The organism is Spirosoma sp. (assembly GCF_048594605.1).
GTDB lineage: Bacteria > Bacteroidota > Bacteroidia > Cytophagales > Spirosomataceae > Spirosoma.
The window spans coordinates 1-11853 of record NZ_JBMDWV010000320.1; the positions used below are offsets into that span (position 1 = coordinate 1).

An 11853-nucleotide genomic window follows, 5' to 3' on the forward strand; every position below is an offset into this window, starting at 1 on the left:
AATCGCATCCGGGTGTTGTCGGATAGCTTCTGCATACGCTAGTAGCAGATCTTCCTGCGGATGTATGTCATCGTCCAGGAATAAAATCCATTTGCTTTTTCCGGCCAGAATACCCCGATTTCGCGTAGCAGGAACGCCTTCGTTTTTAGAATTAATCAGTAAAGTTATTCCATTAGCTTCGTGCAGCTTGCGTATACTTTCGGGAATAGCTGCATCAGGATTGTCGGCAATCACATAAAACTGAACCGCAAAATCAGCAGGTCTTTGTAAATAAATAAGGGTCAGCAGTTCTTTTTCCTGAAGCCGAAAGGTGGGAATTACTACATCGATTGAACGCTCACTATTCGTATAAATCATTGCACGCTACGTATCAGTAAAAACTTTTTCTATCTATACAGCTATTCAATTAATTTTTTAATCAAAATCGGATAAACCTTTTCGCTTGTGTTTATATTTTTTATACATATATCTTGCATAAATAAACCAGCCCATACTTTGCTTAATACGCTCAGGTTTATCTTGTTTAAAAATACGATCAGTACTCAGTGACGACAATCCATTCAGGTGATAATTCACGATGGTTAGGTTGTAAAATTCTTTTTTAAAAAAATCGTCACCCCATACTTTAATATTCAGATCGTAATCAGCCGCAATTTTATATTTCAGATCGTACGCATATTTTTTAAAAACGGTCGCCGGATAAATAATTGCCTGGTGATTCATACAGCATTTTGCCAGCCGGTATTTATCAAATTCACCTTCGTACAGATCATAGGCTGGTTTGTTATCGCCAATGCAAAAACCTATGCTGTTGCCATAATACACCGTATTTGTGTCTTTAAGTCGGTCTACTAGATCACTGAATTCAGGACGGAGCCTATCGTCCGACCCCAAAAAGTAAATCCATTTTCCCGTAGCTAACGTAACGCCTTTATTGAAGGCATCATAGGTGCCCTTATCAGACTCGCTAATCCATTTGAGATTAGGAGCTGCATTCGCTTTTATTATCGAAATCGTATCGTCAGTACTTTTCCCATCAACAAGTACTATTTCAATATCCTTGATACGCTGATTATGAATTGAATCCAGACATGCCTGAAGAAACTGACCAGAATTAAACGTAGCAATAATGATGCTTAACCGGCTATTATTTATCTCTGCTTTACGCTCCATTCTGTCTTATAAATTACTCAGCAGTAAGCCTGTATAGGTTCAACCTACTTTTAGTGAATTGGTAATTCTGTTAATTAACGAAGGGATTGGCTTGTTTAATGCCAGATAAACGCCCGAAATTGAAGCTATGTAACTAACAAGACTGAACTCATCGTCAGGGTCTCGGCTCCATTGGGCTTTTATGTATTTTTTCAATGATCGTCTGATAAATTTTGCTTCTGAGATTTTCTTTTTTTGAAGCTGCTCAACGTATTCAGGAAACACTTGTACAACGCAGGTTTCATAACAGATACCTGTGCCGTAAATCAGACGTACTACGTATGTATGGTTTGCCCGATTACCCGGAATTATATGCTTCAGCTTTAGCGTGGGCGATACGCCTGCGGCATACCCCTCATGAATACAAATCAACACCATCTGGGTATCCTCTCCACTCGTTAGCAAATTTCCTTTTCTGCCCGACAGTGTAAATCGTCCCTGCCGGGCTAATGCGACGTACTCTTTCAGTAAAAATGTAGCTGTGCAGAGGCCTGTTCCGTATGGATAACAGGGTTGCCATTCTGGTTCCTTTGCAAAAGTAATCTTCTCTTCGTGCCTTTCCTGAAATAGATTACGTGCATACTTTTCGATAGCCTTATCAATCCCATCCAGAAAATCTACCCATACATGGCCTGGCCCCCAGGCTGCTACGTCCGGATACTGTTCATGCAGTTTCTCAAGAGCCTGCAGATAATCTTCTTCAGGCTCGTTATCATAATCAAAGTAGACCGTGTATTTGCCTCTGGCTTTGTCGATAGCCGCAATACGTGCATGATTGACGCCCTGCTCCCGCTCGTTGATGATTGTCAGGGCCGGTAGTTTTTGCGCATAAGCCTTCACAGAAGGCAAGCTGCTGACCGGAACAGCGCTGTTATTATCAACAATAATTACTTCAATTGTAAGCCCTTCTTTATCCAGGTTATCGACAGCCTGCAAACACCGCTTGAGTAACCGCTCATCCGGATTGTACGTGCATATAACAATTGAGTAATCGATAGAAGGCATGACAATTTTCAAAATGTACGGCGAATGTAGCAGTACTATAATTAATAACCCGCTCTCAATTAAGTGAGCGGGTTATCCAAGCTATTGCGTAGTTAATTAACGAGCTTACTTACGCTCATGATATATCAATACGGGCACATCCGATTTCTCAATCAGGTCTGTTACGTGGTTCGGATGAAGTAAACCATCCAGAAAACCCGATTTCGGGTACAATTGCATCACAATTAAATCAGCTTGTGCATTGTCAAGTTCGTCTTCGGTGAGCACATCAAGCTCGGCGTCGAAAGCTCTTACTAATGAATCCGTTTGAAAAGCTACCAGCTCCTGCGTCGTTTGTGGCTGCATTGCATAAACAATTTTATGAATCTGCGCCGGACGTTTCGTCTTACCTACGGGAATTGTCGGTACAATGAGAACCGGGCAGCGAGCTTCATCAGCTACTTCGGTTACTGCACTACCCACAAGCCGATCGAAAAATGTACTCAGGTCACTACGTCCCATCACAATCAGATCAGCCGAGTGTTCGCGTGCTGACTCCAGAATACTGTCTTCAATATCACCGATTCGCCAGTCAGTACGGACGGGTAATCCTTCTTTACGTAGATCAGTTGCCAGAGAACCCAGTTGCTGGCGACTGATGTCTTCTACTTCCTGAGAAGCCATTACACCTAATCCTGGATCGCCAATAGTCGGTAGCGTAGAGTCCGGGATCATTGGCTGATACACGTGCAGTAATGTAATGGTTGCGCCCGTTTTTCGAGCGAAGAACTGTACCCAGTCCAGGGCAGCCGTGTTAGTCGAGAAATCGGTGGGGAAAAGCAGGTTTGTCATGGGTGCGTTAATAAATGTTTTTAACGTAACAAAAAAAACGCGTTACCTTCCCAGCATATTTAATAGGGAGAACTGATTACGTAGCAAAAAGCCTGGGTAGATGCTTCCGATTAGCCCATCTTACTTTCTGGCTGATTATTCCTCTTATTAAACCTATCCAGCTCAACTTCTGGTACCTATATAAACCCAGTAGCCTGATCTTATTAAGATCAGGCTACTGGGGGTTTTGGTGAGCTTCCGCCCGCTGTTTATGAGAAACAAATGGCTGTTAACGGTGTGTCAGGCCGCTAGTAATCTTACAGCTCTCTCCAAAGCCCTGTCTGGTAGAGAATAGTAGACCTTTCCGTCCGAATGCTCCGCAACAAGAAGTCCATTGTCCTGCATTCTTGTCAGATGGTGCAACAATGTATTTTGACCAATTTTCAGATGATTTTGTAAAGAGCTTATGGATGTGGGCCTGACTAAGCATAATACGATACGTACACGAACTGGATCAGCTAATACGTTTAGCACGTCTGTCAGCCGATTAACTTTTCGATCATTTACCTGATTCATCATATCAGTTCTTAATAAGAGTACAAGCTATTAGACAGACCAACCTCTCAATGGTAATGCAATTATTCAAACAAAATACACACTCTCTACTGACAAGCGCCCATGTTATTTACCAATATTCCCACAGAGTACCTATAAATATATCTTTTGGACGAATAAAGATAATCAGAAATACTTAAACCCACATAAAGATACATAATTATGATAAACATATACCTATTGACTGCATTTAAATAAATTCGTAAAAAATTAAGTCCATAATTACACCTTTGTGCACACTCAACGTTACTTTTCAAGTTGCGCTCATATGATTCAAAAAGTTGAGGAGGTTACAAACTACGACTTCTTATCAGCTTACTGAGCTAACCGTTTGATTCCATGAGCCAGTTGTAATTCGCGTAACAAATCATCCTTCTTATCCTGATGCGCCTGCATTCGACGTAGAATGCCATCCAATACGTCGACCGCCTGCAGAATGTAAGGCCCTTTGTTCAGCATTACACACTCAGAACGATGCCCCATGGCAGCATCCGTAATTTCGGCACGGGACGGAATGCCGGTTTTTGCCAATGTCTCCAGAACTTGCGTTGCCCAGATAACCGGCACATGAGCCGCTTCGCACAGCCACAAAATTTCCTCCTGTACTTCGGATAGCCGCTCGAAGCCGCATTCAACCGCCAGATCACCCCGGGCCAGCATAACACCACAAGGCGACGATTGCATCAGACGTAGCAGCAGATTGGGCAAATTTCTAAAGCCTGCCTGGGTTTCGATCTTCAACACAATAGCGGGTTGTTCTCCGTCCAGCTCCCGAATGTGTTCGACTAACTGATCTACGTCCTTAGGTTGATTTACAAACGACAAAGCCACTATATCGGCCTGTTTCACCACAAACGCCAGATTCTGAATATCGGCAGGAGTCAGAGCCGATAAACTAACTTTGGAATCTGGCAGGTTAATGCCTTTATCGCTTCTAAGCTTTGTACCATTCGGTTTAGCCTGAATGATTCGAATGCGCAACTGCCGACGATCTTTATGCTCAACAACTCCTCCAATCTTTCCGTCATCAAACCAAATCTGTTCGCCAACCTGAACGTACTGCAGGGCTTTGGGCAGTGTGCAGCCAATTGTTGCCGGTTTTAGTGTTTCCCCCTGATGATCTGTTTGGGCAGAAAAGCCAGACTTGGTGTTTCGGGTCAGTACCAGCGTATCGTCCGGCTTTAATCGAATAAAATTTTCTACCGGCTTAATCCCGGTAACGGTAGCCACCTTTTTACCAAACCGTAGTTCTGTACCCGACACGAAATAAGCCGTCTTTGACAGCTCAGCCCAACAGCCTGCTTTTGTTACGTCGGTAATTGTCATTGATCGATTAGAACCTCGGGCGTCCTTGAATGTCAGCTTATCCCCAACGTTAACCTCGCTTAACCACGTAGCAGAATTTAGTCTTAAACAATTATCGACGGATGCCGGAGCCGCTTTTCGAGACGTAGACAGCCAGATACGTGCCGGAATCATGACCTGACCCAACGTATTACGTTGGGGTTTCACTTTCAGAACAGCCTCGCCGGGGGGCAGCGGCCCGGTACGTATTTTGGGACCGGCCAAATCCATCAGAATTTTACAGGAACGCTCTAGTTTCTTTTCGGCCTGTTTGAGATGCGTAATCATTTTTAACCAGACTACCGGGCTGTCGTGGGCACAGTTGATCCGCATACAATCCATGCCATGTTCCAGCAGGTTATAAATAAGATCGTAATCATCGGCAGCCTCACTGGGCATCGTTACCATAATCCGGCACGGGCGTTCTCCAGCTTTATCGCCAAACAGCGCAATGGTATGTTCGGCCAGTAAGTGTTCTCCCTCAGCGAAATTGGGGGCTTCTTGCGCAGACGCCGAACCAGAAAAAGAATCGCCCCTGAGCCGGTGAAGTATATCCAGTACGGCATCGACCGTTGCCAGCGCGTGGGCCTCGGCCCGCCCTAATGATGATACGCCCAACCTAGTTAGCTTAGCCTGCAACGGACGTAAGTCCTGCTGACGCATCGCTAAATAATGTAGTAGATTACGAGCACTTTTCTGATACGTTGCCGCCAGATCACGGTCGTCCGGTAATACTTCAGATTCCAGCCTGAGCATATCGTTACGTAACGCCAGCAATGCCTGAATCAGCTCGTTGATAGATCGTAGGTCCTGCTCCATAATCCGTTATCATTGTCTTAAACATAAACATTCCCGAAAGCGTAAAGTTTTCGGGAAGTTTTATGTTTAAATCTTGTCAATTATAAATTTAACGATTTCACTTTACAGTAATACAGTCGAATAATTTCTCTAGCGTCCCTTACTGTATCAACATTTAATCGAGTACGATTCTCTGCCTCACGTAGCTCATCCGCTCTGATGTAACGAATTAGATTTACAACAAAGTCAGGCACCTGGCCCGAGTAGTCACTTTTCTCATTGGAAACCAACTCCATTATATATATATATATATGTGTGTGTGTGTGTGTAAACCGTAATAGATCGGCTTTATCCCATCTTCTTTTACTTCGGCTAGAGGGTTTTTGTTGATTAATAAACTTTTTGTTAGGTAAAGAGCCAACAAGGAGAATCGTTGGGCTATAAGATGACACACCAATCAATAAAGCTCTACGTAAGAAATAAAGTGCCGATTATCGGTTTATACGTAGTGTCGGGTTTTCAAATCCGACACTACGTATAAACCGATAATCAGGATAATACTTCTTTTTTCTCAATACCCTCTGGATTGCCTTTCAGGACGGATTTCGCTTTTTTCACTACGTTCTCGACCGTAAAGCCAAAGTATTCCATCACTTCTTCGCCGGGGCCCGACAGCCCGAATCGGTTCATACTAAGGGTTGTACCTTCGTCTGTTACGTATTTATGCCAACCAATAGGCGACCCCATTTCAACGGCCAGTCGCTTGCGTATGGCTGGTGGTAATACCTTATGATGATACGCAATATCCTGCTGCTCAAACAATTCCCAGGAGGGCATACTAACCACCCGTGCCCGAATTCCTTGTTTTTTCAGTTCCTTCTGGGCTTCGAGTATAAGCGAAACCTCCGATCCTGTGCCAATCAAAATAAGCTCGGGCACGCCTTCACAATCGCTTAGGATGTAAGCACCTTTTTCGAGCCCACGCGCTGAGCCGTATTTTTCCTGATCGAGTACAGGCAGTTTTTGCCGACTAAGCAGTAACGCTACAGGTGTTTTGGGTTGCATCAGCGCTACGCGCCACGCTTCTACGGTTTCGTTCGCGTCGGCGGGACGTAACACGATAATATTCGGAATAGTACGTAGCGACACAAACTGCTCAACTGGCTGGTGTGTAGGTCCATCTTCGCCCAAACCAATGCTATCGTGCGTGAAGACGAACGTAGCGGACGATTCGGCAAGCGCTGTCAGACGAATGGCGCCCCGCATGTAATCGGAGAAGTTCAGGAACGTACCGCCATAAGGATGCACCCCACCATGCTGGGCCATTCCGTTGAGGGCGGCTCCCATCGCGTGCTCACGAACACCGAACCAGATGTTCGAATTCTGGTAATGACCGGGCTGGAAACTAACATCGCCTTTTGTAGGCATATCGTTCGAAGAAGCCAGATCGGCCGAGCCACCGAAGAGATAAGGGACTGTCTTTTTCAGGGCTTCCAGTGCTTTGCCCGATGCCTGCCGGGTTGCCAATGGACCATCAGAGGGTGCAAATTTGGGGAGGGTTTCATCCCATCCTTTCGGGAATTTCCCTTTAAAGGATAACGTGAATCGCTCCGCATCTTCCGGAAAATCACCTTTATACGCATCGAATCGTTTTTTCCAATCGGCCTGTAATTCTGCCCCACGCTTGCCTGCCTCGAGCAAATGCTCTTTTACTTCGTCAGGAATCACAAAGGATTTATCAGGGTCCCAGCCAAAGAACTCTTTTGTCTTACGCACATTCTCTTCCCCGAGTGGGCTGCCGTGCGATTTGCTGGTACCTTCCAGAGGGCTGCCATAACCAATAACGGTACGTACCGCAATGATGGACGGGCGCTCGGTTTCGGCCTGTGCGGCTTTGATAGCGGCTTCAATTGCCTCCAGATCGTTCCCATCGGCTACGTGCTGCGTGTGCCATCCATAAGCGTCGAAGCGTGCCATCCGATCTTCCGTAAAAGCCAGATTGGTGGGGCCATCCAGCGAAATCAGATTGTCGTCGTAGAGATAAATTAATTTACCCAGTTTGAGGTGCCCGGCCAGCGAAGCCGCTTCGGCGGCAATGCCTTCCATCAAATCGCCATCGCTGACAATCGAATAGGTATAATGGTCCATTATTGTCTGGCCCTTGCGGTTGTAATTCGCAGCCAGAAACGCTTCGGCCATTGCCATGCCAACCCCATTGGCAAACCCCTGCCCTAACGGCCCAGTGGTTACTTCTACGCCCGCCGTCAGGTTCGATTCGGGATGGCCGGGCGTTTTGGAGTGAAGCTGCCGGAAGTGCTTCAGATCGTTCAGCGACAGATCGTATCCGTATAAATGCAATAAGCTATAAAGCAAGGCAGAGCCGTGACCAGCCGATAACACAAACCGGTCGCGGTCGGGCCAGTGGGGATCTTTAGGATTAAAGCGCAGAAAGCGTGACCAGAGAACGTAGGCCATAGGCGCTGCACCTAATGGTAAGCCGGGATGGCCGGAGTTAGCTTTTTGAACAGCATCAACCGACAGAAGTCGGATGGTATCGATGCTAAGTTGGTCGATGTCAACCGATTTTTTAGCCATAGTAAATGAATCAGATAATAAAAAATGCCTCCCTATTACCGAATTGTACCGTTAGTCAATCCGCTTTATTATCTAACTACTGAACGCCGTAAGAGGATTGAAAAAAACCGGGAATATCGAAAAAACGGATATAATTCACGGGTAAACTATTTATTATTTACCGAAGAGAGGCACAAAAAGCAGATTAAAAATGCGAACAATTATCTGCTTAATCTAGTCTTTACGGGAGCGCATAGCTAAAAGTCTCACTCTCCCTAAAAAACATAGATACTTATGCCACTTCACGTTAAGCTGGATTTTACGGCACCTTTTGCCGTTGGCGACACGGTTTATACAAGCTACCCTCCGGGCGATCATGCCTATAACGGTGGGCCCGCATCCTACGATTTTCTGGAAGGGAAAGTCTCTTCGGTTAAGTTTGTACTTGAGCTTAATCACGAAAACTCATGCCTGGTGAAAGAGCCCTTAACTGAACAGGAGCTAACGGTTAAGAATGTCGTTTATACCGTTGTTCCCGCCCGAAGTACTCATCTTTCACCTTTCACGGTTGAATGCAATACCCAGTCGGGAAGTCATCCCATGCTATTTGCTTCGGAAGAAGAACATCGGGCGTATTATCATCCAGCTGAATCCTAACCAGCCGGGTCGATCTTCTTTTATCAGTCGATCATCGCTTAAGTCGTCAAGCTCAGGTATGCCTTTGTTTGCTTCTGTTCGGACATCTCTGTTTCCGAATCATTTTCGCGACCTCTATCCGTTCTGTCCAGATACTCACTACGTCCAGCCTGTTTTTCGGCTGGTTTTTATTGATCGGGTATTGATAATGACTGCATCCCGGCAAGAATTTATTTGACGCCGAACAAGTCATTGGTAATACAGGCGAAGCATAACCAGAAAATGGCTTTGAGCTGATGTGCGTGTTTTGAATGAGACTATAATTCCGTCACGGCACGTAACAAAACAGACCATTAAGAACGTAACGAAAGCTTCTGGAGCTGCAACAACGGAAACTGGCTATCGATCAGGGCAACCATTACGGGCCTATGCCAGCAAAACCTGCGGAATTGATCGTGGCGCCCCTGTAGCTTCTGAGGAAGCTTGCAGCGCCCTCCGTCAATACGTCGGTTTTACGCAAGCAACCGACGTCGAAGTGCAGGATTTATTCCAGAAGGCTGCTGCGACGAATCGTCGCAGCAGCCCTGAATAGTTTTTAACTTGGAATACTGCCGAAGAACTCATACGTCCCCCGAATAAATTCAATTATAGTCGTAGCATGCGTTCCGCCCGGAACAGGCTTTATCTCTACGTTAGTTGCTCCGCGTTTTCTCATTGCGTCATAAGCATTCTGGGAATTCAGATAAGGCACAATTTCGTCGGCGGTACCATGATATAGCCGTGTGGGCGTTCGTGGTTTCCAGTCGTGAACATTATTGGCCTGAACAGCTGCTATAAATTCTTTGTCCGTACCGTCGACGATAGCCTTTTTGAAACTATCTGTAAAAGCCAGATTCAGGCTGACATTGATGGAAGCATTCATACCATCTTTTGCGATCAACGTAGCGTAAGGCTCCTTGAAGTAATACGTCATTGGCCGATTAAGCCCGTAAATCCGATCATACGTCAATAAAACCCATACGTAGAGCCGATTGATATAGTCCACGCCTGCCGTTTGCTGGGTAAAAAGGTGGTTCATAAAGGCTGTTTTATCATAAGCCCCGGCTCCACAGCTTGACGCCACCAGGTTGAATTCATTACCTGTTTCTTCTTCTATTTTCTTTTGAAGTGACATTGTCGCATAACCACCTTCCGAATAACCAGCAACAAACAGACGCTTGTCCCAATTGATTTTCTCATTACTCAGAAACTCACGGGCAGCCCGTAGCATATCGAGTGAGGCCGTCGCCAGGCCATTCTGATTTTCATACGTATGCGGTAAATTTTTCGAGGCACCATAGCCAATATAATCAGGAGCGGCAATAATATAGCCCTGTGAAGCGAAAACCGATCCATACGAATAAGCCTCACTACTCGACCGAAAATTCGACGGAGCATCATCATCACTCGTGATGGTGCCATGTTGCATACTTAGCATAGGAGCCGCCGTTGTTACGTTCGGAACAATCAGCGCACCGGAGGCCGTTACCGTTTTACCGTCCGTATTAGTTGTTGTATATTCTAACCGATAGGCTTTAATACCGTATCGGATAAAGATTTGCAGAATTGTGCTGGCCCCCGTAAAACGACTACGTAGCTGATCGGTCGAGTATTCTCCAATCAGCGAGCCTTTAATTAGAGTATGCTGTTGAGCGGGCGGAGCCGGATCATCAACGGTCGAGGTTTTGCAGCTTGTTGGTGCAATCAGAAGCATACTTCCCGCCAGAAGTAGCGTAATAAACGATTTTGTTAGTAGCATGTAGAGGATTGAAAGTCTGTATGACTGGCTTATATTCTAACGCTTACGATTGAATTTTCGTTTGTTTACCAGTCAATGAGCTTCAATAAATAAACAGAATTAGCCTGTTGATAATCAATACGTTAATTAGCAGAAAATAGTAGTAACGTCAGAGAAAAGTTAAATTTAGAACAACTTCCAGTCAGCATACATTTTTACTGGCGTTTTTTATGTGGAACGTACTCCACACTATTAGGCATACTCCTTCCCGATTACTCTATCAAACTACTTCCATACGAGCCCCGTTACCTCACTAAATATGTGACCTGATATTCCAATAAATCACTGTCTATCAATAGTTTATTGAGCTATTTACGCATATATACACCGTTATAGATTAAACTGGTACAAGGTTTGGACAATTATGGATAGTACCAAATGTTCACAACACTATGAATATTCAGTTGACATCAGTCAGAACAAGAATGCTAGCCGTAGTCTTATCCGTTGGTGTTTTATCTGGCAATGTTTTGACAAGCTGTAAGTCATCAAAGCAGACAGCGAACAATAAGCAGACGTCGACCAGTAAAAGTAAACTTAATCGAACCCAGAAGGGTGGCATTGTTGGGGCCAGTGGTGGAGCCGTAGTTGGAGCCGTTATTGGTCAAAAAAGTGGAAATACGGCCTTGGGTGCTATTCTGGGTGCTACTGTCGGTGGCGCTGCCGGAGCCGTTATTGGCCGCCGGATGGATAAGCAGGCCGAAGAAATGAAACGTCAAATGCCCAATGCCCAGATAGAACGGGTTGGCGAGGGTATTAAAATTACATTCGGCTCTGATATTCTGTTCGACACCGATTCATATACGCTTAAGCAAGCGACAAAGGATCAGCTAACGGATTTCGCCAGGACGCTGAACAAGTACGATGACACGGATATTCGCATAGAAGGTCATGCTGACGCTACTGGTCCCGAAGATTACAACCTAAAATTGTCCAGACAGCGATCTAACTCAGTTGCCAGCTTTCTGGAAGCCCAAGGTGTACGAACGTCACGGGTGGATGAAAAGGGGTATGGTGAAGCA

The 11853-nt window shown here is 45.3% G+C and carries 11 protein-coding genes; 3 read left to right on the forward strand and 8 right to left on the reverse strand.

The window, feature by feature from the left end:
* The 7 genes from ACOJS8_RS19235 to tkt form a co-directional block, all read right to left on the reverse strand.
* Positions 1-357, reverse strand: a 357-nt coding sequence (locus ACOJS8_RS19235) for a glycosyltransferase family 2 protein (protein WP_420150169.1), incomplete at its 3' end; no start/stop codon positions are given.
* Positions 358-414: 57 nt separating this feature from the next.
* Positions 415-1173: a glycosyltransferase family 2 protein gene (locus ACOJS8_RS19240; protein WP_420150170.1), complete on the reverse strand. Its 759-nt coding sequence runs from the start codon at positions 1171-1173 to the stop codon at positions 415-417.
* Between the two features lie 39 nt (positions 1174-1212).
* Positions 1213-2217 (reverse strand): glycosyltransferase, encoded by a 1005-nt coding sequence (locus tag ACOJS8_RS19245; RefSeq protein WP_420150171.1) that lies wholly within the window; start codon positions 2215-2217, stop codon positions 1213-1215.
* Positions 2218-2322: 105 nt separating this feature from the next.
* A complete protein-coding gene (locus ACOJS8_RS19250; protein WP_420150172.1) occupies positions 2323-3048 on the reverse strand; it encodes a universal stress protein in 726 nt (241 codons plus the stop codon).
* Between the two features lie 279 nt (positions 3049-3327).
* Positions 3328-3606, reverse strand: coding sequence for an ArsR/SmtB family transcription factor (locus tag ACOJS8_RS19255; protein ID WP_420150173.1), 279 nt, complete (start codon positions 3604-3606; stop codon positions 3328-3330).
* Positions 3607-3957: 351 nt separating this feature from the next.
* Positions 3958-5805, reverse strand: a complete 1848-nt coding sequence (locus ACOJS8_RS19260; protein WP_420150174.1) for a pyruvate kinase — start codon at positions 5803-5805, stop codon at positions 3958-3960.
* A 528-nt stretch (positions 5806-6333) separates the two neighbouring features.
* Positions 6334-8379, reverse strand: coding sequence for a transketolase (gene tkt / locus ACOJS8_RS19265; RefSeq protein ID WP_420150175.1), 2046 nt, complete (start codon positions 8377-8379; stop codon positions 6334-6336).
* Positions 8380-8652: 273 nt separating this feature from the next.
* Between tkt and ACOJS8_RS19270 the strand changes: the two genes are divergently transcribed.
* The gene (locus ACOJS8_RS19270; RefSeq protein ID WP_420150176.1) at positions 8653-9015 is read left to right on the forward strand and encodes a hypothetical protein; all 363 of its coding nucleotides are present in this window, start codon (positions 8653-8655) and stop codon (positions 9013-9015) included.
* Positions 9016-9301: 286 nt separating this feature from the next.
* Positions 9302-9586 carry a hypothetical protein gene (locus tag ACOJS8_RS19275; RefSeq protein WP_420150177.1) on the forward strand — a complete coding sequence of 95 codons (285 nt, stop codon included), beginning with the start codon at positions 9302-9304 and terminating at the stop codon, positions 9584-9586.
* 3 nt (positions 9587-9589) lie between these two features.
* On the opposite strand, the gene ACOJS8_RS19280 is transcribed toward ACOJS8_RS19275, so the two are convergent.
* The gene (locus ACOJS8_RS19280) at positions 9590-10792 is read right to left on the reverse strand and encodes an alpha/beta hydrolase family protein (protein ID WP_420150178.1); all 1203 of its coding nucleotides are present in this window, start codon (positions 10790-10792) and stop codon (positions 9590-9592) included.
* A gap of 431 nt (positions 10793-11223) precedes the next feature.
* Here ACOJS8_RS19280 and ACOJS8_RS19285 point away from each other — a divergent pair.
* On the forward strand, positions 11224-11853 hold a 630-nt coding region (locus ACOJS8_RS19285), incomplete at its 3' end, for an OmpA family protein (RefSeq protein WP_420150179.1).